A 24670-nucleotide genomic window follows, 5' to 3' on the forward strand; every position below is an offset into this window, starting at 1 on the left:
GCCACGCCCATCCACATATCCGGTCGGGGGGCCGGGGGCTGCAATGTGCATCAGGAAGGTTGAGCAGTGTCCGAGGAAGTGCGCGTACGCGAGGGCCGAAGCCGAAGCCTCGCCCAAGCGCTCGAAGAGCAACTCACAGAGTGGGCCGAGCGCACCGGGATCGCCGTCGAGATCTGGGCGCTGCCCGCCCAGGGCGTTCCGCCCGGGGTCGCGAGAGCCGTACTGGCCGCGCTTGGGGAGGCGCTGGCCAACGCCGAGCGGCACAGCCGGGCCCGCGTCGTCTCCGTCGCCGTCACCTCCGGGCGCGGCGGCCTGCGCATGACGGTGAGTGACAACGGTGTCGGCTTCTTCGGAGAGGCCGGGGGCCGGGGCATCACCGCGATGCGCACCCGTTTCGAGCAGTTAGGCGGCACGCTCGGTGTCAACGGCGTTCCCGGCGAGGGGACCACCGTCACCGGAGTGGTGCCCCGCCAGGACTGACCGGGACACCGAGCGGGCGGATCCCCGACGGAGGCGCCGCCCCAGGGGGCGTCGCTCCAGGCCGGAGGCTCCCAGGGGCCTTCAAGCCTGAGACGCGGTCGTGGAGCGGGCCGAGCCTCAGGGGAGTGTCAGGATCTCATGGCCGGTCTCGGTCACCAGGATGGTGTGCTCGAACTGGGCGGTCCGCATGCGGTCCTTGGTGACGGCGGTCCAGCCGTCGGGCCAGATCTCGTAGTCGATGGTGCCGAGCGTGAGCATGGGCTCGATCGTGAACGTCATGCCCGGCTCCAGCGTGACCGCGAGTGACGGGTCGTCGTAGTGGGGGACGATCAGGCCCGAGTGGAACGTGGTGCCGATGCCGTGCCCGGTGAAGTCGCGGACCACGCCGTAGCCGAACCGCTTGGCGTAGGCCTCGATCACGCGACCGGCCACGTTGAGCTGACGGCCGGGGGCGATGGCCTTGATGGCCCGGTTGGTGGCCTCGCGGGTGCGCTCGACGAGCAGGCGCGACTCCTCGTCCACGTCGCCGACGAGGAAGGTGGCGTCGGTGTCGCCGTGCACGCCGTCGATGAAGGCGGTGATGTCGACGTTGACGATGTCGCCGTCGCGCAGCACGGTGTCGTCGGGGATGCCGTGGCAGATCACCTCGTTGATCGAGGTGCACAGCGACTTGGGATATCCCCGGTAGCCGAGGGTGCTGGGATAGGCGCCGCGGTCGCAGAGGAACTCGTGACCGATCCGGTCGAGCTCGTCGGTGGTGACGCCGGGCGCCACGTGCCTGCCGACCTCTTCGAGCGCCTGGGCCGCCAGCTTGCCCGCGACCCGCATCCGCTCGATGATCTCGGGGGTCTTGACGTCGGGCTCGCCGGTCTTCGGGGTTTTCTTCCCGACGTACTCCGGCCGCCGGATGTGAGAGGGCACCTTGCGGATAGGGGAGATCCGCCCGGGCTGGAGCAGTGTCGTCATGGTCCCCCAGTCTAGTTGTGCTTCTCACTGGGCAGTATTGCCGCATGAGTGATCAATGGTGGTTCTGCCTGAGGCACATGGCCGTCGAACCCGACGAGGGATGCCCGAACAAGGACAGGATGGGGCCGTACCCGACACGCGAGGCCGCCGGCGCCGCGCTGAAGACCGCGGCCGACAGGAACGAGGAGTGGAAGGAGGGCGACCGCGCCTGGGACGGGGACGGGGACGACTGAGGCCGCCGGCCGATGCGGACCGTGGTCGTCGCGGGGCCGTCTCGTGGCCGTCGCGGTGCGCCGAGCCGCGGACCTAGTCGGCGACCTGAGGACCGCTGATCCGCTCCAGTAACCTCGCCAGGCGGTCGCGCAGGCCGGGACGGCGCCCGACCTCGCCCGCGGCCATGCTCACCAGGTGCTGGGCCCCGTCGAAGGAGAACGGCGCCCGCTCGGGAACCGTCAGCGCGTCGTGGGCCAGACCCGCCAGATCCGGGTCGCCGCCGTCCAGGGCGAGGATCGTCGTGCCGGTCCTGCGGGCGTCGCTCACCCGTTCCAGCAGCGCCTCGGGGGCGCGTTCCTCGGTCACCACGAACAGCGTCTCGCCCCGCCCCGCCCGCTCGATCCGCTCCAGACCGACCCGCAGGTGCGCGGGCGCTTCGGGGGCGGGCGCCCAGCGGACCAGTGTCGGGGCGAGCTGGGGCAGTCCGGAGAACCTCGCCTCGTCACTCAGGTGCGCGGTCAGGTGCCAGGGCTCCTCCTGGGGTGTACCGACCACCAGCAGCCCGCCGGGGGAGCGCGTCGCGCGAAGGGCGAGGCCCAGCTCGCGGGTCCGCTCGACCCAGCCGGTCGAGGCGAGGATTTCGCGCAGCAGTGTCACCGACCCGGCGTCCATCGCACCATCGTGCCCCACAGACCCCGCGCCGATCCTGGAAACGCGCCCCTGAGAAGATCGGGGCAGGCGATATGGTCGCTGGAGTCCGGTCCTGAGCGGCCGGGGGACGATGAGGAGCGCTGAGTGAGCATTGATATTCCGGACGTGAGCGGGATTTCGATCGGGATCCTGGGCGGAACCGGTGACCAGGGCAAGGGCCTGGCCCGGCGGTTCGCCCTCGCCGGGCACACCGTGCTGATCGGCTCGCGGAGCGCGGAACGGGCTCAGGCGGTGGCGGAGAGCATCGGCGGCTCTGTGCGTGGCTCTGTGCGTGGCTCGGTGCGTGGCGCGGACAACCCGGCCGTGGCGGCGGAGGCCGACGTGGTGATCGTGGCCACTCCCTGGGACGGGCACCGTGCCACGCTGGAGTCCCTCCGCTCCGAACTGGCAGGGAAGATCGTCATCGACTGCGTCAACCCGCTCGGCTTCGACAAGCAGGGGGCGTACATGCTCCCGGTCGAGGAGGGCAGCGCCGCCCAGCAGGCCGCGGCCGTCCTGCCCGACAGCCGCGTGGTCGCCGCCTTCCACCACGTCTCGGCGGTCCTGCTGCTGGACCCCGAGGTCGAGGAGATCACCCTGGACGTGCTCGTGGTGGGTGACGACCGCGAGGCCACCGACACCGTCCAGGCGCTGGCGGGCCGGATCCCCGGGGTGCGCGGTGTGTACGCGGGCCGTCTGCGCAACGCCCACCAGGTCGAGGCGCTGACCGCGAACCTCATCTCGATCAACCGCCGCTACAAGGCTCACGCGGGTCTGCGCATCACCGACATCTGACGGTCGCTCATGGTCGCGGGAGCCGGGGACGGGGCGGGGTGCATGGGCTTCGTCCGGTGGCCGTTTGCCGAAATTCGACCCTCAAACCGGGCCAATCTTGCCTGATTGGATCTGACAAGTAGCTCGTTGGCCGGACATTCTTGACACATGACTGATTCTCGTCCGGAGAGGCGCATGACTGGTTTTCGTCCGGAGACCCGTACCGTCCACCTGCCCCAGCCGCCACTGAACGGCAGCCGTCCCATCGCGGTGCCGATCTACCAGACCTCCGGGTTCGTCTTCGACGATCCGGCCGTTTTCGCCGACGGGATGGGCCGTCCGGACGGAGCCTTCGTCTACGGGCGGCTGTCGAATCCGACGGTCCGCTCCCTTGAGGAGGCCGTCGCCGGACTGGAGGGCGGCGTCGGCGCCGTGGCCACCGGCTCCGGTATGGGCGCCATCAACTCCGTACTGCTCGGGTTGCTGAAGCCCGGCGACCACCTGATCGCGCAGAAGGCCCTCTACGGCGGCACCGCCGGGATGATCAACGATCTGGTGGGGCGGTTCCAGATCGAGGTCTCCTACGTGCCCGAGGACGACCCGGCGGCGTTGCGCGCGGCCGTGAGGCCCGAGACGAGGCTCGTCTATCTGGAGACCATCGCCAACCCGGTGACCCAGGTCGCCGACCTGCCGGGTATGTGCGCCGCGGCCCGCGAGGCCGGACTGATCTCCGTGGTCGACAACACCTTCGCCTCCCCGATCCTGTGCAGGCCGATAGAGCACGGCGCCGACATCGTGGTGCACTCCACGACGAAGTACCTGAGCGGTCACACCGACGTGCTCGGCGGGATCGCCGTCTTCGCCTCCGACGAGCTGTACCGCAAGGTGTGGGCCTTCAACGTCAAGCTGGGCGCCAGCGCGGACCCGTTCGCCGCCTGGCTCACCCTGCGCGGCATCCAGACACTGCCGCTGCGGATGGAGCGCCACTGCTCCAACGCCCGCGAGCTGGCCACCCGCCTGAACGCCCATCCCGCCGTCTCCGTCGTGCACTGGCCGGGACTGCCCTCCCACCCCTCCTACGAACTGGCGGCCAAGCTCCTGCCCGACTTCGGGGGAGTCTTCTCCTTCGACCTGGTCGGCGGGCGGGAGGCGGGGGAGCGGTTCATGAGCTCGGTGAAGCTGGCCCTGCTCGCCCCGTCCCTCGGTGGCGTCGAGACGCTCATCCTGCATCCCGCGACCACCTCCCACCACACCCTCGCGGCCGAGGAGCTCGCCAGGCACGGGATCGGAGAGGGTACCGTGCGGGTGGCGGTCGGCATCGAGCACGTCGAGGACCTGTGGGCCGACTTCGAGCAGGCTCTTGCCTGAAACCGAGGGAAACCCGATCATCGATGACTCCCGCACCGCGGCACGGGGCCGCTTTCTGATCGTTTCCGGGAGGGAGCACGTATGAGGGTGTCCATCGGGGATGTGGAACGGGCCGCCGAGCGCATCGCGGGACATGTCCTGCGCACGCCGGTGGTCGAGGTGTCACCGGGGTTGTTCCTGAAGCTGGAGGGGCTGCAGCATTCGGGGTCGTTCAAGGCGCGGGGAGGCTTCAACCGCGCTCTGGCCCGCGGAGGGATCCCCGAGGCCGGGCTGATCGCGGCGAGCGGGGGCAACCACGGCCTGGCGGTGGCGTACGTGGCACGCGGCCTCGGCGTCCGGGCTGAGGTGTTCGTGCCGACGGTCTCCAGCCCGGTGAAGGTCGCCGGGCTGCGCGCGCTCGGCGCGCGGGTGACCCAGATCGGCGATGTCTACGCCGAGGCGTACGAGGCGTCGGTCAAGCGCGCGGCCGAGACAGGTGCCCTGGACATCCACGCCTACGACCAGGCCGAGGTGGTCGCGGGACAGGGCACGGTGGGCCTGGAGATCCTGGAGCAGACCGGGGGAGTCGACACGGTGATCGTCGCGGTCGGCGGCGGCGGGCTCGTCGCCGGTATCACCGTCGCACTCGGTGGCCGCGCTCGCGTGATCACCGTCGAGCCCGAGCTCATCCCGACCCTGCACCGGGCGCTGGAGGCGGGCGGGCCGGTCGGCGTCGAGGTCTCCGGGGTGGGGGCCGACGCCCTGGGCGCGAGCCGGGCGGGCGAGATCGCCTACGAGATCACGAGCGCGGCGGGGGTGCGGAGCCTCCTCGTCTCCGACGAGGCCATCGTCGAGGCGCGGCGCGAGCTGTGGCGGAGCCACAGGATCGCCGCCGAGCACGCGGGGGCCGCGGCGTACGCGGCCCTGCTGTCCGGCGTCTACACCCCGGCCCCCGGCGAGCGGGTGGCCGTCGTCGTGTGCGGCGCCAACACCGATCCCGCCACGCTCGTCTGACAGTTCTGACAGTGAGGACGGAGGTGAACGCCTCCCGGTGAGGTCCGGCTCGTCGTCCGACCGACCGTGGTGTCTTCGGTGTCTTCGGCGGGGATCTGCCGACCTCGGCCGGGAGGCGTTCGTCCGCACTCACCGGACGCGGCGCGTGGACCACGCGGAGGAGCCGCCTCGGGACGGCCGAGGCGGCTCGGTGACCCCGGGTGACCCCGGGTGACCCCGATGACACGGTCACCGGGCCGCGGGGCCCGGGGACGTCAGCGGTAGCTGTGCTCGGCGGTGGGGAAGGCGCCGGTCGACACCTCGTCGGCGAAGCTGCGCACGGCCCTGTCCATCTCGTGGGCGAGGTCGAAGTACTTCTTGACGAACTTGGCGGGGCTCGCGGTCAGGCCCATCAGGTCCTGCCAGACGAGGACCTGCGCGTCGGTGCCGGGTCCGGCGCCGATGCCGATCGTGGGGATCGACAGGGACGCGGTGACCCGCTCGGCCAGGTCCGCGGGCACACATTCCAGGACCACGGAGAACGCGCCGGCGTACTCCAGGTCCTTGGCGTCGGCCATCAGTTCGTCGCCCGACTGGCCGCGGCCCTGTACGCGGTAACCGCCGAGGGCGTTCACCGACTGGGGGGTCAGACCCAGGTGGGCCATCACCGGGATGCCGGCCGAGACCAGGGCCTCGACCTGGGGGAGCACCCGCCGCCCGCCCTCAAGCTTGACGGCGTGGGCTCCCGCCTCCTTCATGAAGCGGGCGGCCGTCTCCAGGGCCTGCTGAGGAGAGGACTGGTAGGAGCCGAACGGCAGGTCGGCCACGACCATCGCCCGGGAGGAGCCGCGGACCACGGCCGCCGTCAGGGGCATGAGATCGTCCACCGAGACGGGCAGCGTCGAGTCGTACCCGTACACGACCATGGCGGCCGAGTCACCGACGAGCAGCACGGGGATGCCGGCCTCGTCGAAGACCCTGGCGGTCATGGCGTCGTACGCGGTGACCATCGGCCATCGCTCGCCGCGCTCCTTGGCGGCGGCGACGTCGCGCACGGTGATCCTTCGTCCAGCCTGGCCGCCGTAGAGGGAGGTCGGCCGGTTGGGGACGGAAGAGGACATGGGACCCTCCAATGAAGTCTCGAGGCGCCCCTGTGGCGTCCCCGGACGGTTCCGATGATTGCACGCGTACGACAGGTGCAACAGCCCCGATCGGTCTGGTAATCCGGAGAGGTATGGGGGGAGTACGACACGTTCGTACGCTTGATCCCATGACGGATTGTTATTTGTCGTGACAGATGGTGTGTTCATGGGGTTGTCGGGTGGTGCGCGGCGTACGTGAGGAAGGGCGGGGTGATGTGTGGTGCCCTTCGAGGGTGCGGTAATCCAGTGGCGGAAGCGTCGGGGGTGTGCGGCACAATGCTCGCGGAGGTAAGTAATCACAATGGCTTTAGAACCTTACCGCCGCCTGCTGGCGATTCCGGGCGTGCGGTCGTTGCTGCTGGTCGGGATGGTCGCCCGCATCCCCTCGACCGCGATCGCCATCACGCTCACGATGCACGTCGTCGATCCCAGCGGGCTCGGCCTCGGGTTCGCCGCGGCGGGTCTGGTGACGATGGCGAGCACGGTGGGGATGGCGGTCGGCTCTCCGCTGGCCGGAAGGTTCGTCGACAGTCATGGTCTGCGCCCGGTGCTGGTGGTCACCACACTCGCCCAGCTCGCCTTCTGGTCCACCGCGTGGGCGATGCCGTTCCCCCTGCTGCTCGCGGCCGCGGTGCCCGCGGGCCTGCTCAGCCTCCCGGTGTTCAGCGTGATCAGGCAGTGTCTCGCGGCGCTGGTCCCGGTCGACCAGCGCAGGATGGGCTTCTCCCTCGACTCCATGATCGTTGAAATCTCCTACATGACAGGTCCCGCCCTGGCGGTCGCGGGGGTGACCCTCCTCGGCAGCGTGCCCACCATGGGCATCGTCGCGGCCGGCTTGGTCGTCTCGGGGACGACGCTGATCGTGCTGAACCCGCCCGTCCGCTCGGACGAGGAGCTCCGAAGGCCGCAGGGGAGGATCCCCCGGCGCCGATGGCTTACCCCGGGCATGCTCGGTCTGCTCGGCACGGTCGCCGCGGCGACCTTCGTGCTCGCCGCCACCGAACTCTCCCTGGTCGCGACGATGCAGCGGGGCGGTGACACCGCGTGGATCGGGCTGGCGATCGGCCTGTGGTGCGCCTACTCGCTGATCGGCGGTTTCGTGTACGGCATGCTGCCCCGAGGGGTGTCGCCACTGGTCCTGATCGGTGCCATGGGCGCCCTCACCGTCCCCGTCGGGCTGGTCGGCGGCGACTGGCACTGGCTGGTCCTCGCCCTGCTGCCCGCCGGGGTGCTGTGCGCCCCCGCGCTCTCCTCCACGATCGAGACCGTGAGCCGCTGGGTGCCCGTCGGGGCCCGGGGTGAGGCGATGGGCCTGCACGGCACGGCGCTGCTGATCGGCGGGGGTGCCGCGGCGCCCATCGCGGGCGTGATCATCGACGGTTCCGGCCCCGGCTGGGCCTTCGTCGCCGCCGGGCTGGTCGGTGTGGTGATGGTGCTGGTCGCGCTGCCGTTCTGGCGGCGCACCGCGACCGTGGTCGAGGAGCCTGTCCCGATGGCCGCCTGACCCAGGTCACGACATTTCACGATAAATACGAAACGATACGGTTGCGTATCGTAAAATCTGGCGCTACGGTGGTGTTTCGAAACTCAAGCGTATCGAATACGGGGCCTTTCGTGGAACAACAGCTCGGCCACCCGCGACGGTGGCAGATCCTTGGGGTGCTGGTCTTCAGCCTCCTCGCGGTCGTGATCGACAACACCATCCTCAACGTCGCACTGAAGACGATCGCGGACCCCGTGGCAGGTCTGGGCGCCACCCAGAGCCAGCTGGAATGGGCGATCAACTCCTACACGCTCGTGTTCGCGGGCCTGCTGTTCACCTTCGGGGTGATCGGCGATCGCACCGGACGCAAGCGCATGCTCATGGTCGGCATGGTCCTCTTCGGACTCGCCTCGCTGGCCAGCGCCTACGCTCAGGACCCCATGCAGCTGATCGTCGCCCGCGCGTTCATGGGCGTCGGCGGGGCCGCGATCATGCCGGCCACGCTGGCGATCATCTCCAACGTCTTCCCCCCGAGGGAGCGCGGCAAGGCGATCGGGATCTGGGCCGGCGGGGTGGGCCTGGCCGTGGCGATCGGCCCGATCACCGGTGGCCTGCTCATCGAGCACTTCTGGTGGGGCTCGGTCTTCCTGATCAACCTGCCGATCGTGCTGGTCAGCATGGTGCTCATCAGCCTGGTGGTGCCCGAGTCGCGTGACCCCAAGCCCTCCAGGCTCGACCCGGTCGGCGTGGTCCTCTCCATCGTCGGCCTCGTCGCCGTCACCTACGGCATCATCCGGGGCGGGGAACTGGCCACGATCGCCAGCGCCGAGGTGCTCGCCCCGACGATCCTCGGCATCCTCGTGCTCGCCGCCTTCGTCTGGTACGAGCGTCGCATCGACCACCCGGCCTTCGACGTCGGCTACTTCCGCGACCCGCGCTTCGCCACCGCGGTCGGCATGATCGGCATCGTGTTCTTCGCGATGATGGGCGCGATGTTCTTCCTGGTCTTCTACCTGCAGATCGTGCTGGGCTTCAGCGCGCTGCAGGCGGGCGCCCTGATGATCCCCTTCGCCGCCGCGCAGCTGATCTTCGCCCCGCTGAGCCAGCAGATGGCCGCCCGCTTCGGCGGCAAGCTGAGCGCCACCGTCAGCATGGTCGTCGTGGCCGGCGCGCTCGCCTCGTACGCGCTGATGGACGAGAACACCCCGATCGTCCTGCTGGAGATCGTGTTCTTCGTCCAAGGGGCGGCGATGGCGAACATCATGCCCCCGGCGACCACCGCGATCATGGAGGCGCTCCCCAGGGAGAAGGCCGGCGTCGGCTCGGCCATGAGCAACACCGTCCGCCAGGTGGCCGGCGCGCTCGGCGTCGCGCTCCTCGGCTCGCTGCTCTCGGCCACCTACCGCGACCAGATCGCCCCGGCCCTGACCGGTCTGCCCGACCAGCTCAAGCACGTCGCGGGCGAGTCCCTGACCGGCACGCTCGGCGTGGCCCAGGGCCTCGGCGCCCAGGGCGCGGCGCTCATCGAACCGGCCAAGCTCGCCTTCATCGAGGGCATGCACATCACCGCCCTCGTCTCCGCGGTCATCGCGCTGCTCGGAGCCCTGGTGGTGCTCAGGTGGCTGCCCGGCAAGTCCTCCGGAGCCGCCGTTCCCGACGAGATCAGCCCTGAGAAGGAACCGGCGGTAGTGTAGAGACGTCATGACGACCACCGACGAGTTTCAGGCAGCCGGAGCTCAGACGCCCCGCCCCGCGGGCCGTCCCCGCAGCGCCAGGGCGGAGAAGGCCATCATCGACGCGACCCTCGACCTGGTCGGGGAGAGCATCGGCCTCTCCGAGTTGTCGATCGAGGCGATCGCCGCCCGCGCGGGAGTCGGCAAGACCACGATCTACCGGCGATGGTCGAACAAGGAAGACCTGCTCGTCGACGCGCTGTCGACCCTCAAGACGCCGCTGCCTCCGCTCGCGGGCGTCTCGGTCCGAGACGATCTCATCGTCTACGCGCGGGTGCTGCTGCGCGACGCGTGCGACGCGCGCAACCGCTGCGTGATGAACATCGCGATGAACGAGGCCGAACGGCACCCCCGCCTGGTGGAACGCATCCACCGGGCGACCATCGAGCCGCGCAGGGCGGCGATCGCCGCCCTGCTGCGGCGCGGCGTCGCCACCGGCGAGTTGCGGGCCGACCTCGACGTCCCCATCGCGATGGCGAACCTGGTCGGCACCGTCATGTGGTACGTCCGCACCGAGGGGGGCGGCGAGGCCGCCGGGTCCTCCGACCTGGCCGAACGGATCGTCGACCACCTCCTGGCGGGCCTCGGCGCCTGAGGGGTTTCGTACAGCTTTCCGGTAAGAGCTCTGTCCGAGGGCGGGGGCCCGCGCGGACAGCGTCACGTGTCACGATGAAACCCCGGCGCCCGCCGCCGGGGTTTCATCGCGTTCGGGGTGCTCCGTGATCGAAGGTGAGGCGTCGCGCCCTCGCGTATCGGCGAGGGACCGGAACGTTCACCGGCCGCTCAGGGCGCCGGGTGTCAGACGGTGGGCTCGCGCCAGCGGTTGGTGATGGGCAGACGGCGGTCGCGGCCGAAGTTCTTGGGGGTGATCTTCGGACCCGGAGGATACTGGCGGCGCTTGTACTCGGCCAGGTCGACCAGGCGGATCACCCTGGCGACCAGGGCCGGGTCGTGCCCTGCGGCGACGAGTTCGGCGGAGCCCATGTCCTTTTCGACGTAGTCGTCCAGCAGCCGGTCCAGGATCCCGTACTCCGGCAGGGAGTCGGTGTCGCGCTGGTCGGGACGGAGCTCCGCGCTGGGCTCCTTCTCGATCGAGCTCTCCGGAATCGGCGGCACCGTGAAGGGGTGCAGGAACTCGCCCGACCGGCCCGCCTGGGCGTTGCGCCAGCGTGACAGCTCCCAGACGAAGGTCTTGAGCACGTCCTTGATGGGGGCGAAGCCGCCCGCGGAGTCGCCGTAGAGGGTGGAGTAACCGGTGGCCAGCTCGCTCTTGTTGCCGGTGGTGAGGACGAGATGGCCGTGCTCGTTGGACAGGCCCATCAGGATCATGCCGCGCACCCGGGCCTGGAGGTTCTCCGAGGCCAGGCCGGTGAGCTCGATCTCCTTCTCGAAGCCGCTCACGATCTCGGCGATCGGCACGGTCGTGGCGTTGATCCCCTGCCGGTCGACCAGCTCCTGGGCGTCGCTCACCGAGTGGTCGGAGGAGTAGCGGGAGGGCATCAGCACCACGTGCACCCGGTCGGGGCCGACGGCGTCGGAGGCGATCGTGGCGGTGAGCGCCGAGTCGATGCCGCCGGACAGGCCGAGGATCACCGACTGGAAGCCGTTCTTGGTGACGTAGTCGCGGACCGCGAGCACGAGCGCGGAGTAGACCTCGGCGGTGTCGTCGAGCTGCTCGGCGATCGTGGGGGGCTGCGGCTGGTACGGCTCGACGGGGCGGGCCGACAGCTCAAGCCGATCCACCGTGATCACGGTGCCGTCCTCGGCGTCCATCTGGAAGGTGCCGAGACCTCCGTACCTGGCGTCGGGCAACTCCAGGTCCGTGATCAGCAGTTCCTCGGAGAACCGCGCCGCGCGCGCGACCAGTTCGCCGGAGGCGGAGACGACCAGTGAGTCTCCGTCGAAGACCAGCTCGTCCTGGCCGCCGACCTGGTTGACGTAGGCGAGGGCGCATCCGGCCTCGCGGGCGCGCCTGGCCACCAGCTCCAGGCGTACGTCGTCCTTCTCCTTCTCGTACGGGGAGGCGTTCGGTACCACCAGCAGCCCGGCTCCGGCCTCGGCCACCACCGCGACGGGGCCGCCCTCCTGCCAGAGGTCCTCGCAGACCGCGATCGCCACGTCGACACCGTGCAGCCGGAAGATCGGCAGCCGGTCGCCGCGGACGAAGTAGCGGTACTCGTCGAAGACGCCGTAGTTCGGCAGGTGGTGCTTGGCGGTCTTGACGACCACCCGGCCCCGGTGCAGCAGCGCGGCCGCGTCGAGCGGGGCGCCCTTGGGCTGGCCGACGCGCGGGGCGAGCTTCGCGCGGTCCACGTAGCCGACCACCACGGGGATCTCGCCGAGTCCCGCCTCCGCCAGTCGTCGCGCGGCCCCCTCGATCGCGGCGATCGACGCCTCCACGAACGAGGTGCGCAACACGAGGTCCTCGACGGGATATCCGGTCAGGAACATCTCGGTGAAGACGACCAGGTGCGCGCCTCGGTCTGCGGCGCGGCGGGTCCACTCGACGAGTTTGTCGGTGTTGGCGGCCAGGTCGCCGACAGCGGGATTGGTCTGGGCCAGGGCGATACGGAGTTGAGCCACGTGGCCATCCTATGAGGGCCTGCCCGGAAGGTGCCCTTTGGGTGATCCCTGCTCGGTGACCGGCGGATGAGCGCGGACCTCCGCCGTGGACCGTCCGGTGTTCCTCCGGCTCCGGCCTCGCCGACGCCCGGCGGGCTTTCGGCGAGGTCGTTCGCGACTCCGCGGCGTCCACCGACATTCAATGAACATTCGGACCCGCCGGGCGAGGCCTTCCACCGGGTTTCGCGACCGGCCGTTCCTGTCTTTCCCGGGATCGTCCGGATCGCGTCGGAGTCAATGGGATCCTCGGGCGCACCGGGACGAGGAAGGTCACCGAGATCGCGGGATCACTCGAACCGTCACGCCCGTGCTCGCCTCGCTTCGCCTTGAGCGCGGCGGTGCCCCCCGATCACGGTCGAGAGCCGTGCGTCGGTGACGGCGTTCAGTTCGTCGACCAGCAGAAGCGGGCGTATCCGGCGTCGTAGCCGTCCAGCCAGCCTCTGTCGTAGTCGCTGGGCGGCCCGGCGTAGCTCCGCGGCATGCCCCTCCTGCGACAGTCCTGTGCGGCGGCCCGGTAACCGTTCCGGTATCCCCGCCAGTAGTCGCTCGGGTCTTCCGCGGACTCCCCGGAATCCATCGAGTCCGCGGAATCCGATGTTTCCGCCGACGTGATCGGGTCCGTCATGCTCTCGTTCTGCGCGGTGTTCACCGTCACGGCCTGCTCGGGATCCGGTGCGGGCGAGGCGTAGGAGAACGAGACGGGTCCGAGGGCGAGTGCCGCGAGAAGCGTTGGGCCGATCACCGTCAGCTGCCGCTTGCCGTACATGGTTTTCCCCTTTGTTCGGGCCGTGGGCGGAGTCCGCCCACGGCCATGATCTAGGGGGAAACATATAGGCCGGCCGTATCGGGCCAAAGGACCCGAGCTCTCTTTTCCTTATTTTCGGAGTAAGTTAAGAGGAGGCTGATTTTGCCTGGCTTTTATTTCCTGTGACAAATTTCCGGGAAATGTGATTTCTTAATGCATGTACGCATTAATCGACTTGTGAGGCGCGAAGACGCGATGAGATCCGGGTGTCGTTCGTGACGTCGTGGGGCAGACGCCGCGGGGGACCTGTCAGCCGAGGAGCCAGAGCAGTCCGAGGTTCTTCGCCCCGGCGGGCTCGGCCATCCGCTGGATCTCCTTGCCCGAGCGGGAGAGGACCACGATCGTGTTGACGGACGTGCCCTTGACGCGGACCGCCAGACGCCCGTCGCGCAGATAGCGCGCGCCAAGCAGCCGCCCCTTGACCGGGATGGCGGCCTTCGCGCCGGTCCTGGTGTCGTAGATCGACGGGGTGAACGACAGGGGCCAGGAGCCGTCGCCACCCGGGGCGTTCGCGCCGATGGCGTTGACCACCACCCTGCGGCCGTCGGGTGACAGGCTCTCCACGTGGTTGGCGAGCCTGACCCCCGGGGCGCGACTGGAGGTCCGCCGCCTGGTGTCCAGGAGGTGGACGCCGTCCGTGTCGCCCGCGTACCCGGCGAGGGTCCTGCCGTCGGCCGACCAGGTCAGGTGGCAGGGACCCGAGGTCTTCCCGGCGTTGAACCGGCCCCTGCCGTCGGGGCCGATCACGGCCACCGTCATCGCCTCGCCGGTGCCCTTCACCGGATAGGCGATCCGCTTGCCGTCGGCGGACCAGGCGGGAGTGAGACACGGGCCGCCGTAGGCGGCGTTCTTGGCGATCACCGTGCCCATGCGGGGTCCGTTGGCCGATGTGACGCGCAACCTGTTCTTGTCGTCGATCCAGGCGATCCTCCGGCCGTCGGGCGCGACCGCGAACTGGCCGGCGAAGGCGCCGGCGCCGGCGGTCGGGCCGCCGCTGCTCCGGCCTCCCCGGTATGTCAGCACCTCGACTCCGCTTCCCCCGTAGCGGAAGTAGACGGCGCCCGAGATCGGGGCCGCGGTCGCGTTCGAGACCGCCTTGGGCGCGGTGCCCCCGGTGGATCGGGCGGCGTCGGTGTTCCCGGTGTTCCCGGTGTTCCCGGTGTTCCCGGTGTTCCCGGTGCTCGCGGTGGAGCCGGTCACCGCCCCGATGCCTCCGGCCGTCCCTCTGCTCTCACCGAGGGATCCGGCCGCCGCCCCGAAGCCCTCGATGCCCTCGGCGAGGGCGGGAGTGGTGACGACGGCCGTCAGGGCGAGTGCGACGCCGGTGGCCAGGGCCCAGTGCTTCAAGGGGATCTCCTCGGGTGAATTACTCAACGGCTGGTTAGAGCCCCGAGAAGGCGAAAAGGTTTACACGCGGCCCGCCGCGATCGGAGTCGAGGGGATCGGCAGCACGGCCTCCACGACCGTTCCGCCCTCGGGCGCCGACTCGATCACGCAGGTGCCGCCCAGTTCGGCGGCCCGCTCGCGCATGGACAACAGTCCCACCCCCGAGCGAGGTCCCGAGGGCAGTCCGCTTCCGTCGTCCTGGACACGGACCACGAGTGACTCACCGCGCCGCAGCGAGATCACCGCCGAACTGGCGCCCGCGTGCTTGCGGATGTTGGTGAGCCCTTCCTGCGCGATGCGGTACGCGGCCACCTCGGCCGCCGCGGGCAGATCCGACAGGTCGCCCTCGATCTCCACCGCCACCCGGGGGCCACCCTCCTGAGCGAGGGCACGCACGGCCCCCGCCAGGCCGAGTTCGTCGAGGGTGGGCGGGCGCAGGCCGTACACCAGTTCCCTGATCTCCCGGCTGACCGCGTCCATGCCGCTTCGCAGTTCGAGCAGGAGCCTGTCCGCCGAGGCGGGAGCGGTGCGCAGGCTGATCCTGGCCATGTTGATCGACATGGCCATCTCGGTCAGCGCGTGGCCGAGCCCGTCGTGCAGGTCCCTGCGCAGGCGGCGGCGCTCCTCCTCCCGGGCGGTGAGGATGCGTTCCCGGGAACGCTGCAGGTCGGCGGTCATCCGTACGGCGTGCGCCACGTCGGCGACGTACGGGACCGCCACCGCGACCAGACGGTCGTTGTGCGCGGCGGCGAACCTGCGGGGGCCGGGGGAGCCGAGCAGTAGTCGCCCGACCGGCTCGCCGTGCCAGACCAGCGGCACCTCGCGCGGCGCCTCGCCGAGCGGGCCGACCTGGACCTGCCTGGAGCCGGGCCCGTAGACCTCGACGGTGACGCCGGTGACGCTCAGCCCGTCCTTGATCACGGCTGCGACGGCGGCGAGCGCGTTGACGGGCTCGGTCTCGCGGACCTCTCTGGACAGGAGCGCGGCGAACGCCCGAGGGTCACCGCGAGTGCCGTACATGAGCCGGTCGACGAGGCGCCTGAGCCTGTGCCGGAGCGGATGGAAGACGATCCCGGCGAGCAGAGCCGCGATCAGGCCGCCGATCCGGTCGTATCCCGACAGCGCCAGCCCGGCGACCGCGCCGACCGCGTACATGGCGCTGACCGCGGCGATCAGCCCGGCGGCGACGAAGGCGCGGCTGACCACCGTGTCGATGCCGTAGAGCCGGTAGCGCAGCACCGAGAAGACGATGGCCCCCGGGATGAGCCCGGTCCAGATCGTCGCGGCCAGCCACCAGTCGGGTCCGGCGAGCAGGAAGGCGACGTAGACGGCGAACGCGAAGACCGGCCAGGCGATCTGGCGGCGCACCTCCGGGCCCGCCCGCCGGAAGCGCAGCACCATGGAGACGAGTGCGAGGACCGCGAGAGCCGAGATCAGTATGGAGGCCACCTCGCGCGCCACCGTGTTGTACGGGGCGAGGAGGTCCAGCGAGAGCGGGCTGGGAATGACCCGCGGCCAGGGGTAGAGCGCGGGGTCGGGGTCGGGGCGGGTGAGGTGCAGCAGCAACTGCGTCGCGAACACGACCACGCCGGCCGTCACCAGCGGCCGCCACCGCCGCGAGGGCAGCCGCCCGTCGGGGGAGTACAGCGGTAACAGGATCGCCAGCAGGAGCCCGCCGAGGGACTTCCCCGTGACCATGCTCATGCGGAGGTAGCCCGCGGACTCCATCTCGCCCGCCGCGGCGAAGGTGAACATCGCCGCCTCGGAGAACGTGTTGACGGCGCACATCAGGCCGCCCACGCACATCAGCCACGCCGTGACCGGGCGCGAGCGGTGTGCCAGCAGGAACGCGCCCACCACGGGGAACGTCAGCCCCGCCGCGAGGTCGGGAGTGGCGGGCACCGGTGGTCGCCACTCGTGCGGCAGGTCGAGGCCGAGCACGAAGCCGACGACGGAGAGCCCCACCGAGAGGAGCGCCGCCGAGACGGCGGCGAGCCGCGCCGGGGAGCGCAGCAGAGCGCGCACCGGCGAGACGGCGGGCCAGGCGGGGGCGTCCTCGGTCACGGTGACCGCGTCCACGACAGGTCTGGGCACACCGTCGGCGCCGTCGAGCGTCCGGCCCCGGTCGTGGTCGCGTGGCCGTGGGCGCATCTTTATCTGCCCACGTCGCCGGGGTTGACCAGCCCGGACTCGTACGCCGTGACGACGAGTTGGGCACGGTCGAACAGTCCGAGGTGGTCGAGCAGCTTGACCACCGACCGCGAGACCGACCCCTCCGGGACCGCGAGGGTCGCCGCGATCTGCCGGTTGGTCAGTCCTCGGGCGACCAGTTTCATCAGGTCGAGTTCCGCGTCGCCGAGACCGGCGAGGCCGGGCGGCGCCGACGGATCGGTGCGGCCGGCGAAGGCCGCGATCAGGCGGGTGGTGACGGCGGGGTCGATCAGCGCGTCACCGGCCTGCGCGGCCCGCATCGCGGTGATGAGCTGCTCGGGCGCCGACGTCTTGAGGACGAATCCGCTCACCCCGGCCCGCAGTGCCGCGTAGAGGTTGTCGTCCGTGCCGAAGGTGGTCATCATGATGACCTTCGGCGGTGCCTCGTCGGTCAGGATCCTCCGCGCGGCGGTCAGCCCGTCCAGCCTGGGCATCTGGATGTCCATCAGCACCAGGTCGGGGGAGGTCTCCTTGACGACCGCGATCGCCTGCTCGCCGTTCTCGGCCTCCCCGACCAGCTCGAAGCCGGGCTCGCTGTCGAGCACCACACGCAGGCCGGTGCGGACCAGCGCCTGGTCGTCCACCACGACGATCCGCAGGCCCGGCGGTGCCGGTCTCCGTTCCACGGTGTGCGTCGCGGGCTTCGCGGCCCGCACGGCCTCGGCGGGCGGGTCGAGGTGGACGGCCTGGGCCAGCATGTCGGACTCCAGGCGCTGCAGAGGGGCGCCCAGGTCGAGGCCGAGCTCGTCACGGAGCAGCACCCTGGCACGCCGCAGCGCTCCCAGTGCGTCCCCCTGCCTGCCGTTGCGGTACAGGGCCAGTGCGAGCAGCCGCCAGGCCTCCTCACGCAGCGGGTGCGCCGAGGCGTGTGCCTCCAGGTCCGCGACCAGGGCGCCGGAGTGCCCCAGCAGGAGTCCCGCGTCGGCGCGGCGCTCGACCGCGATCAGCCGCAGTTCCTCCAGCCTGCCGGCCTCGCTCACGGCCCAGGGCAGGTCGGAGAACTCGGCCAGGGCCGGGCCGCGCCAGAGCGCGAGGGCGGCCTCCAGGCGCTCCCACACCTGGGCGGGCGCGCCGCCCGCCTTGACCGCGTTCTCGAAACTCCAGGCGTCCACCTGGCCCGGCGAGGCGCGCAGCGCGTACCCCGGTGGGGCGGAGACCAGGACCTCGGCCTCCTCGCGGGGCGCGCGGCCGGGCTCCAGGGCGCGCCGCAACCGCGACACGTATCCCTGGATGGTCGACAGGGCCTGGGCGGGAGGCTCGCCGGGCCACAGCTCGTCGATGAGCATGGTCACGGGGACGGCGCGGCCTCCGGCCACGAGGAGCCGGGCCAGCACCGCCATCTGGCGCTGGCCTCCGAGGTCGAGTGACGTCTCGCCGTGACGCGCCTGGAACGGTCCGAGAGCACGAAATGTCAGCATTGCAGGCGTAAGGGTAGGGCTACCTGGACCAACCTCATAGAGCAATACTCACCATCGTTCGCAAGCCGTAAGAAATCATCCGTGGTCAGATCTCCACATTCAAGTTCACCGGAAGTATCGCTTCGACCACGGTTCCCCCCTCGGTGGGCGTGGTGATCACGCATGTCCCGCCCAGTTCGGCGGCGCGCTCGCGCATCGACGCCAGCCCGACCCCCGAACGACGTCCGGAGGGCAGGCCGATCCCGTCGTCGCGCACCCGGACGCTCAGGTCGTCCTCGCCCCGTTCCAGCGATACTCGCACGGTCGCGGCCCCCGCGTGCCTGCGCGCGTTGGTCAGCGCCTCCTGCGCGATGCGGTACGCGGCGACCTCGGTCGCGGCGGGCAGTCCCGGCAGCTCGCCCCTCACCTCGACGGTGACGCCGGGGCCCGCCATCTCCGCCACGGCTCCGGCCAGGCCGAGATCGTCCAGCGCGGGCGGGCGCAGGCCGTACACCAGGTGCCTGATGTCTCCGGTGACGCTGTCCATGCCGGAGCGCAGCTCGCCGAGCATGCGTTCGGCCGTCTCGGGGGAGGTGCGCAGGGAGATCCTGGCCGCGTTGATGGCCATCGCCATCCCGCTGAGCGACTGGCCGAGACCGTCGTGCAGGTCGCGGCGGAGACGGCGGCGCTCCTCCTCGCGGGTGGTGACGATGCGCTCCCGGGAGCGCCGCAGCGCGCCGACCAGCCGGACCGCGTGGGCCGCGTCGGCCACGTACGGTGTGAGCGCGGCGATGACCCGTTCGTTGTGCGCGGCGGGCAGGCGCCGGGCCCCCGGCGGGCCGATGAGCAGACGTCCGACGGGCTCGCCGTGCCAGACCAGCCGGATGTCGCGTGTCACCTCCTCCAGCGTCCCCACCGTCACCTCCTCCGGCCAGCCGCCCTGGAAGCGCACGCCGGCGCCGGTGACCGCCAGGCCGTCGCGCAGCACGTCCAGGGCCGCGGACAGGCCGGCCTCGGGGGCGATGCGCTGGAGCCTGCGGCCGAGTCCGGCGGCCAGCGCCACCGGGTCGCCCCTGCCGCCGTACAGGAGGCGGTCGGCGCCACGCTGAAGCAGCCGTCGCATCGGATGGAAGAACACCCCCGCGCAGAGCGCGGCGACCAGGCCGCCGATCCGGTCCACATCCGACAGGAACAGGCTGGAGGCGGTGCCCACCGCCACGTAGACCCCGCCGATCACGCCGACGAGGCCTGCCCCGACCAGCGTCCTGGTGATGAGCGTGTCGATCCCGTAGAGGCGGTGCCGCAGCACCGAGAAGGTGATCGCGACCGGGACGAGCGGGATCGTGAACGACGTGAGCCACCACACCGGATTGCCGATCACCCAGGGGACGATGACGGTGGCGAGCGCGATCAGCGTCCAGAGGATCTGCCGGCGCTCCTCGCGGCCGGCCCGCCGGAACCTCACGGCGAGCGAGGCGAAGGCGATGATCATGATCGCGTTGGTGAGCATGTCCAGCGAGAACCGCAGCGGGTGGGGGCCGGAACTCGTGTACCGCTGCCCGGCGAGAGGCATGAGGTCCATGAGGAGCACGTCGGCGCACAGGACGGCGACGGAGACCCACACCAGCGCCCGCCAGCGCGGCGACGGCGGCCTCCCGTCCGGATAGAGCAGCGGCAGCAGCACGACCAGGAAGAGGATGGCCAGCTTCCAGCTCACCCCGGCGACCGTCCAGACCGCCTCCTGGGGGAGCAGCCGGTGCCCCGCGTCAAGGAGGGCGAGGTTGATCGTGAGACTGTTCAGCGCGGAGCACAGTCCGCCCAGGCAGAGCAGCCAGCCGATGACGAGCCGGGGCCGCTGGAACACCAGCAGCGCACCGAGGATGGGGAACGCGACGCCTGCCACGTCCTCGGGTGAGAACGGCAGCGGTGTGTAGGAGGGCTGCGGGAGCCGTGCCGTGACCCAGACGTTGACGCACACCATCGCCACGGACGCGGTGGCGATGAGGGTCGCCACGGACGCGGTGGCGGTGAGCACCGCCGCCACCCTGCTCTGGACGGGCGTCACCGTCGGGACCACACGGTACAGCCCGCGCATGATGGTTTCGGCCCTTCATTTCGTGCTTAAAAGGACCTTAACCGGCGAAGACCGCAATTCAATCAACGAATACTCAACGCCGGTGGGCACCGTACGACGCCCGCGGGCCGCCGGCACCGAGGCCGGGACCGGGCGTGCGGGCTCGGCGGGCCCCCGGGCGGATCCGCCCGGGGGCGGCCGGTCAGGGTACGTCGTACCGGCTGGACTCCAGCAGCCATTCCAGCTGGGCCCTCGGCGCCGTGAGGAACGCGCACGCGACCTTGCTGACGTCCCTGGCCTGGCCGGTCGAGAACCCGAACCGGTCGAACAGCGTCGGCAGCCGGCGCGCGGAGGTCCGCAGGTCCTCGGCGCGCGCGGCGATCCGGCCGTTCACCCAGGCGACGGCGTCGGCGTCGGAGAGCCCGAACGCGGTCGCGGCGACCGTCACGTAGTTGTGCACGTCACCGTTGGCCCGCTCCTTGTGGTGCGAGGCGACGTCGTTGCACCAGGCGGTGACGTCGTTGCAGGCGTCCACCAGCGTCCGCCAGGTCGTGCTCTCGCGCAGCCCCGCGGGCACCTCCACCCCCAGGCAGGGCTCCACCAGGTCGAACAGATAGGGACCCGCGGTGCCCCGCCGCAGCCGCGGGTACTCCGCGGGGGAGGGTACGCGGCCCGCGCACCGGTTCTCGGCCTCGGTACGGCAGGCCTCGCCCTGGGCCGCCAGCCCGGCCAGGAACCGGTGCCGCCAGCGGGTGCTCATCCGCTCGGTGGTGGCCTTCCACAGGTCGCCGAAGGCCAGCTCGACGGGCGAGGAGGCGTGGGCGGGAGAACGCGCGACGAGGTCGAGCCGCGCGAAGGTGTCCTTGACGATCTCGGTCGCGCGCCCGGCGGGTTTCTCGTCCCACTCGTCGTCGAAGTGGAACAGCCAGGTCAGCCATTTGGCGAACAGCAGCGCCGACTCCACGCCGAATCCGCAGAAGGCGCGGCCGGCCATCCGCTCGAATCCGGCGCCGGGGGGAGGTTCGAGCTCCACCGCGCGGGCCCAGGCGGCGAGCTCGGCGCCGATCAGGTCGATCGAGGGGTGCATCGGGCACGGCGCCGACATCACCGGCACGAGTTCGGTGAGGGGCAGCAGCAGGGCCGCGGCCACCCCGGAGGACCGCGGCGGCCCGGCGGGTCTCCGCGGTCCGGCTGGTGGGACGGGGGAGGGAGGCGGGGAAAGGTGCGTCGAGGACGACAAGGGCTGTGGGTGGGGACGGGGACGGGTCAGAGGATCGCCGAACGTCGGGATGAGGGCCACTAGAGCGGACCGAACAGCCAGTTGCCGACCACGTCGGGATCGGCGCTCGTGTAGAACTGCCGGGTCGCCTCGACCAGCTCGCCCACGGACACGACGCCGTCACCGTCGCCGTCGAGCCGCTCGAAGGTGGCCCGCACGTCCTCGCGCGGGGTGCCGAACGCGGCCATCATGATCCAGAACTCGTCCGGCCCCACGGCCCCGTCCCCGTCGGTGTCGCACAGCCCCGCCAACGCCTCGGCCGCGGGCGCGAACACCGTGTCGAACCGGTCCCCCTCGACGAACGCCGAGGTCATGCCGGCGCGGAACTCCTCGGACGAGATCACGCCGTCGCCGTCGGTGTCGATCTCCGCGGCGAGGGTCCGCCAGATCTCCTCGAAGCCCTGGGCGAGCCTGCTGCCGGCGTGGGAGGTCGGCGCCTCGCCGAAGCCGACGAGGATCCGGGCGCCGAGTCCGAGAAGGTCCTCGCGCTCGATCGATCCGTCGCCGTCGACGTCCATATGCCCGAAGGCACGGTCGAGCTTGTGGTTGAGGAGCGTGGTGCTCATCGCTTACTCCAGCATTACTCATCGAAGAAGAACGGTTACGCCAAGTGACGATAGCGAGGCGTTTCCAGCAGCCACTCCAGGTAGGCCCTCGGGATGGTCAAGAAAGCGCATGCCACCCGCGTCGCCTCGCGGCCGGCGGTGAAGCCCAGGTCGTGCCGCTCCACGAGCGCCGGGATCGCGCGGGCGGCCGTCCACAGCTCCTCCATGCGGGTGGCGACCCCGTCGATCTTCCACTCTTCCGCCCCGGAATTGGAGCGTTCCACAGAAATGGCGCCCGTGTGGCCGGGTCCGGCCACCGCCTCCTCGCACCGGGCGGCCACCTCGCCGCTCACCTCGACGAGCGCCCGCCAGTGCGTGCTCCGCCACACCGGGGCGGGCACCTCCACCCCCAGGCAGGGCTCCACCAGATCGAACAGGTAGCGGCCGAAGGCGTCCACGGGCGACCGCGTACGATCCCCGGCCGAGGTCGTCCCGGGGGAGAGGAGCGCCTCGCGCTGGGCGGCGAGCCCGGCCGTGAACCGCTCGCGCCAGGCGTCGCCCATCTCCGGCGCGCACGCCGTCCACAGGCCGGAGAAGGCCCGCTCCAGCGGGGCCCGGCCCGGCTCGCCGCCCGCGGCCACGGCGAGGACCGGGGTGAGGGCCTCGGGAGTCCGCCGCAGGCACGACATCCAGGTCAGCCAGCGGGCGAGCCGCGTCACCGCGCCGGTTTCGCAACGGGCGAACGCCCGTCCGGCCAGCCGGGCGGCGGCGGGATCGGGGTCCAGGCCCGACGTGCGCGCCCAGTCGGAGGTCGCGGCCTCGACCAGGTGTATCGACGGGTGGACGGGGCAGGGCATCGCCAGCGCCGCGAGGCGTTCGGCGAGCCTGGCCGGTGGCGGGACCGCGTGCGGTGGTCGGTGGACCTCGGTACGCGTCATCGTCGTCTCCCCCCGGATCGGGTTCCCAGCGGCTCCGGTCGCACACTGTAAGAGGAGAGAGGGACGGGCGTGTGGAGGCGCGACGGTCCCTGTGCCACATCTCACCGTTCTTCCTCGTAACGTGTGCGAAACACTGAGAGGGCAAACTGGGAGACCACTAGGCGTGTTGCGGCACGTCGGCAATGAAGGAGAAGCCTTGGACCGCCAGCAGGAGTTCGTTCTCCGCACCCTTGAGGAGCGCGACATCCGGTTCATCCGGCTGTGGTTCACCGATGTGCTCGGGTTCCTGAAGTCGGTGGCCATCGCCCCGGCCGAGCTCGAAGGGGCCTTCGCCGAGGGCATCGGCTTCGACGGCTCGGCCATCGAGGGCTTCGCCCGGGTCTACGAGTCGGACATGCTCGCCAAGCCCGACCCGTCGACCTTCCAGATCCTTCCGTGGCGCAGCGAGACGCCGGGCGCGGCCCGGATGTTCTGCGACATCCTCATGCCGGACGGCTCGCCCTCGCACGCCGACCCGCGCTGGGTGCTCAAGCGCACCCTGGCGAAGGCCTCCGACATGGGCTTCAGCTTCTACACCCACCCGGAGATCGAGTTCTTCCTGCTGAAGAGCCGGCCGGAGGGCGCCGAGCGCCCCGAGCCGATCGACGGCGGCGGCTACTTCGACCACACCCCGCACAGCTCCGGCCACGACTTCCGGCGCAACGCGATCATGATGCTGGAGTCGATGGGCATCTCCGTCGAGTACAGCCACCACGAGGGCGGCCCCGGCCAGCAGGAGATCGACCTGCGCTACGCCGACGCGCTCACCACCGCCGACAACATCATGACCTTCCGCCTGGTGATGAAGGAGGTCGCGCTGGAGCAGGGCATCTGGGCGAGCTTCATGCCCAAGCCCTTCACCGAGTACCCCGGCTCGGGCATGCACACCCACATGTCGCTCTTCGAGGGCGACCGCAACGCCTTCTACGAGCCCGGTGCCGACTACCAGCTCTCCAAGATCGGCCGCTCCTTCATCGGTGGCCTGCTCACGCACGCCGCCGAGATCACCGCGGTCTGCAACCAGTGGGTCAACTCCTACAAGCGGCTGTGGGGCGGCGCCGAGGCGATCGCCGGAGCGGGCGGTGAGGCCCCGAGCTACGTCTCCTGGGGTCACAACAACCGCTCCGCCCTCGTCCGGGTGCCGATGTACAAGCCGCACAAGGGCGGCTCGACCCGCATCGAGTTCCGCTCGCTCGACTCCGCCTGCAACCCCTATCTCGCCTTCGCCGTGATCCTCGCGGCCGGGCTGAAGGGCATCGAGGAGGGTTACGAGATGCCCCCGGGTGCCGAGGACGACGTGTGGGCGCTCACCTCGGCCGAGCGCAGGGCGCTGGGCATCCAGCCGCTGCCCCAGTCGCTCGACGAGGCGATCGCGGTCATGGAGCGCAGCGAGCTCGTCGCCGAGACCCTCGGCGAGCACGTCTTCGACTACTTCCTGCGCAACAAGCGCGCGGAGTGGAACGAATACCGCAGGCAGGTCACCGAATTCGAGCTCGGCCGCTACCTGCCGGTCCTCTGACCGCGGTCACGATCTCACGGGCCCGGTGGGCCTC

General features: G+C 70.8%; 21 protein-coding genes. 9 read left to right on the plus strand and 12 right to left on the minus strand.

Annotated elements, in window-relative coordinates; all coding sequences use genetic code 11:
• Window positions 1-66: 66 nt before the first annotated feature.
• Complete coding sequence (locus tag ABT352_RS25335) at window positions 67-480, plus strand: sensor histidine kinase (protein WP_350947404.1); 414 nt, start codon at window positions 67-69, stop codon at window positions 478-480.
• A gap of 117 nt (window positions 481-597) precedes the next feature.
• Here ABT352_RS25335 and map read toward each other — a convergent pair whose 3' ends face one another.
• A complete protein-coding gene (gene map, locus ABT352_RS25340; RefSeq protein ID WP_350947405.1) occupies window positions 598-1446 on the minus strand; it encodes a type I methionyl aminopeptidase in 849 nt (282 codons plus the stop codon).
• Between the two features lie 44 nt (window positions 1447-1490).
• On the opposite strand from map, the gene ABT352_RS25345 reads away from it, so the two are divergent.
• Window positions 1491-1679, plus strand: coding sequence for a hypothetical protein (locus ABT352_RS25345; protein WP_350947406.1), 189 nt, complete (start codon window positions 1491-1493; stop codon window positions 1677-1679).
• 73 nt (window positions 1680-1752) lie between these two features.
• Here the strand turns inward: ABT352_RS25345 and ABT352_RS25350 are convergent, their stop codons facing one another.
• Window positions 1753-2331, minus strand: coding sequence for a hypothetical protein (locus ABT352_RS25350; RefSeq protein WP_350947407.1), 579 nt, complete (start codon window positions 2329-2331; stop codon window positions 1753-1755).
• Between the two features lie 123 nt (window positions 2332-2454).
• On the opposite strand from ABT352_RS25350, the gene npdG reads away from it, so the two are divergent.
• From npdG to ABT352_RS25365, 3 genes are all read left to right on the plus strand, one after another.
• The gene (gene npdG / locus ABT352_RS25355; RefSeq protein ID WP_350947408.1) at window positions 2455-3144 is read left to right on the plus strand and encodes an NADPH-dependent F420 reductase; all 690 of its coding nucleotides are present in this window, start codon (window positions 2455-2457) and stop codon (window positions 3142-3144) included.
• Between the two features lie 174 nt (window positions 3145-3318).
• Entirely contained in the window at window positions 3319-4491 is a 1173-nt protein-coding gene (locus ABT352_RS25360; protein ID WP_350947409.1) for a trans-sulfuration enzyme family protein, read from the plus strand.
• Window positions 4492-4572: 81 nt separating this feature from the next.
• Window positions 4573-5484, plus strand: coding sequence for a threonine/serine dehydratase (locus ABT352_RS25365; RefSeq protein WP_350947410.1), 912 nt, complete (start codon window positions 4573-4575; stop codon window positions 5482-5484).
• 254 nt (window positions 5485-5738) lie between these two features.
• Here the strand turns inward: ABT352_RS25365 and panB are convergent, their stop codons facing one another.
• Window positions 5739-6584 carry a 3-methyl-2-oxobutanoate hydroxymethyltransferase gene (panB, locus tag ABT352_RS25370; protein WP_350947411.1) on the minus strand — a complete coding sequence of 282 codons (846 nt, stop codon included), beginning with the start codon at window positions 6582-6584 and terminating at the stop codon, window positions 5739-5741.
• A gap of 322 nt (window positions 6585-6906) precedes the next feature.
• Here panB and ABT352_RS25375 point away from each other — a divergent pair, with 322 nt between their 5' ends.
• The 3 genes from ABT352_RS25375 to ABT352_RS25385 all read left to right on the plus strand — a co-directional run bounded on the left by ABT352_RS25375 (window position 6907) and on the right by ABT352_RS25385 (window position 10416).
• Window positions 6907-8109: an MFS transporter gene (locus ABT352_RS25375; RefSeq protein ID WP_350947412.1), complete on the plus strand. Its 1203-nt coding sequence runs from the start codon at window positions 6907-6909 to the stop codon at window positions 8107-8109.
• Between the two features lie 110 nt (window positions 8110-8219).
• On the plus strand, window positions 8220-9782 hold the full coding sequence (locus ABT352_RS25380) for an MFS transporter (protein WP_350947413.1): 1563 nt from the start codon (window positions 8220-8222) through the stop codon (window positions 9780-9782).
• A gap of 7 nt (window positions 9783-9789) precedes the next feature.
• Window positions 9790-10416 carry a TetR/AcrR family transcriptional regulator gene (locus ABT352_RS25385; RefSeq protein ID WP_350947414.1) on the plus strand — a complete coding sequence of 209 codons (627 nt, stop codon included), beginning with the start codon at window positions 9790-9792 and terminating at the stop codon, window positions 10414-10416.
• A 203-nt stretch (window positions 10417-10619) separates the two neighbouring features.
• Here ABT352_RS25385 and ABT352_RS25390 read toward each other — a convergent pair whose 3' ends face one another.
• The 9 genes from ABT352_RS25390 to ABT352_RS25430 all read right to left on the minus strand — a co-directional run bounded on the left by ABT352_RS25390 (window position 10620) and on the right by ABT352_RS25430 (window position 23078).
• On the minus strand, window positions 10620-12404 hold the full coding sequence (locus ABT352_RS25390) for an NAD+ synthase (RefSeq protein WP_350947415.1): 1785 nt from the start codon (window positions 12402-12404) through the stop codon (window positions 10620-10622).
• Between the two features lie 421 nt (window positions 12405-12825).
• Entirely contained in the window at window positions 12826-13209 is a 384-nt protein-coding gene (locus ABT352_RS25395) for a hypothetical protein (protein ID WP_350947416.1), read from the minus strand.
• Window positions 13210-13497: 288 nt separating this feature from the next.
• Window positions 13498-14595, minus strand: coding sequence for a hypothetical protein (locus tag ABT352_RS25400; protein ID WP_350947417.1), 1098 nt, complete (start codon window positions 14593-14595; stop codon window positions 13498-13500).
• 60 nt (window positions 14596-14655) lie between these two features.
• Entirely contained in the window at window positions 14656-16785 is a 2130-nt protein-coding gene (locus ABT352_RS25405; protein ID WP_350947418.1) for a sensor histidine kinase, read from the minus strand.
• Window positions 16786-16787: 2 nt separating this feature from the next.
• Complete coding sequence (locus ABT352_RS25410) at window positions 16788-18263, minus strand: BTAD domain-containing putative transcriptional regulator (RefSeq protein ID WP_350947419.1); 1476 nt, start codon at window positions 18261-18263, stop codon at window positions 16788-16790.
• An 85-nt stretch (window positions 18264-18348) separates the two neighbouring features.
• On the minus strand, window positions 18349-20307 hold the full coding sequence (locus ABT352_RS25415; protein WP_350947420.1) for a sensor histidine kinase: 1959 nt from the start codon (window positions 20305-20307) through the stop codon (window positions 18349-18351).
• A gap of 211 nt (window positions 20308-20518) precedes the next feature.
• The gene (locus ABT352_RS25420; RefSeq protein ID WP_350947421.1) at window positions 20519-21466 is read right to left on the minus strand and encodes a terpene synthase family protein; all 948 of its coding nucleotides are present in this window, start codon (window positions 21464-21466) and stop codon (window positions 20519-20521) included.
• Window positions 21467-21615: 149 nt separating this feature from the next.
• Window positions 21616-22161 carry an EF-hand domain-containing protein gene (locus ABT352_RS25425; protein ID WP_350947422.1) on the minus strand — a complete coding sequence of 182 codons (546 nt, stop codon included), beginning with the start codon at window positions 22159-22161 and terminating at the stop codon, window positions 21616-21618.
• Between the two features lie 35 nt (window positions 22162-22196).
• A complete protein-coding gene (locus tag ABT352_RS25430; RefSeq protein ID WP_350947423.1) occupies window positions 22197-23078 on the minus strand; it encodes a terpene synthase family protein in 882 nt (293 codons plus the stop codon).
• Between the two features lie 196 nt (window positions 23079-23274).
• On the opposite strand from ABT352_RS25430, the gene glnA2 reads away from it, so the two are divergent.
• Complete coding sequence (gene glnA2 / locus ABT352_RS25435) at window positions 23275-24636, plus strand: gamma-glutamylpolyamine synthetase GlnA2 (protein ID WP_350947424.1); 1362 nt, start codon at window positions 23275-23277, stop codon at window positions 24634-24636.
• Window positions 24637-24670 lie beyond the last annotated feature (34 nt).

Origin of the sequence: Streptosporangium sp. NPDC000563 (assembly GCF_040299985.1) — a bacterium.
Classification (GTDB): Bacteria; Actinomycetota; Actinomycetes; order Streptosporangiales; family Streptosporangiaceae; genus Streptosporangium.

Bases quoted from the DNA above. Each gene is read 5' to 3' on its own strand.
- map (WP_350947405.1), bottom strand. From the start codon at position 1,446: ATGACGACACTGCTCCAGCCCGGGCGGATCTCCCCTATCCGCAAGGTG.
- ABT352_RS25345 (WP_350947406.1), top strand. From the start codon at position 1,491: ATGAGTGATCAATGGTGGTTCTGCCTGAGGCACATGGCCGTCGAACCC.
- ABT352_RS25350 (WP_350947407.1), bottom strand. From the start codon at position 2,331: ATGGACGCCGGGTCGGTGACACTGCTGCGCGAAATCCTCGCCTCGACC.
- ABT352_RS25360 (WP_350947409.1), top strand. From the start codon at position 3,319: ATGACTGGTTTTCGTCCGGAGACCCGTACCGTCCACCTGCCCCAGCCG.
- ABT352_RS25365 (WP_350947410.1), top strand. From the start codon at position 4,573: ATGAGGGTGTCCATCGGGGATGTGGAACGGGCCGCCGAGCGCATCGCG.
- panB (WP_350947411.1), bottom strand. From the start codon at position 6,584: ATGTCCTCTTCCGTCCCCAACCGGCCGACCTCCCTCTACGGCGGCCAG.
- ABT352_RS25375 (WP_350947412.1), top strand. From the start codon at position 6,907: ATGGCTTTAGAACCTTACCGCCGCCTGCTGGCGATTCCGGGCGTGCGG.
- ABT352_RS25385 (WP_350947414.1), top strand. From the start codon at position 9,790: ATGACGACCACCGACGAGTTTCAGGCAGCCGGAGCTCAGACGCCCCGC.
- ABT352_RS25395 (WP_350947416.1), bottom strand. From the start codon at position 13,209: ATGTACGGCAAGCGGCAGCTGACGGTGATCGGCCCAACGCTTCTCGCG.
- ABT352_RS25405 (WP_350947418.1), bottom strand. From the start codon at position 16,785: ATGCGCCCACGGCCACGCGACCACGACCGGGGCCGGACGCTCGACGGC.
- ABT352_RS25410 (WP_350947419.1), bottom strand. From the start codon at position 18,263: ATGCTGACATTTCGTGCTCTCGGACCGTTCCAGGCGCGTCACGGCGAG.
- ABT352_RS25425 (WP_350947422.1), bottom strand. From the start codon at position 22,161: ATGAGCACCACGCTCCTCAACCACAAGCTCGACCGTGCCTTCGGGCAT.
- ABT352_RS25430 (WP_350947423.1), bottom strand. From the start codon at position 23,078: ATGACGCGTACCGAGGTCCACCGACCACCGCACGCGGTCCCGCCACCG.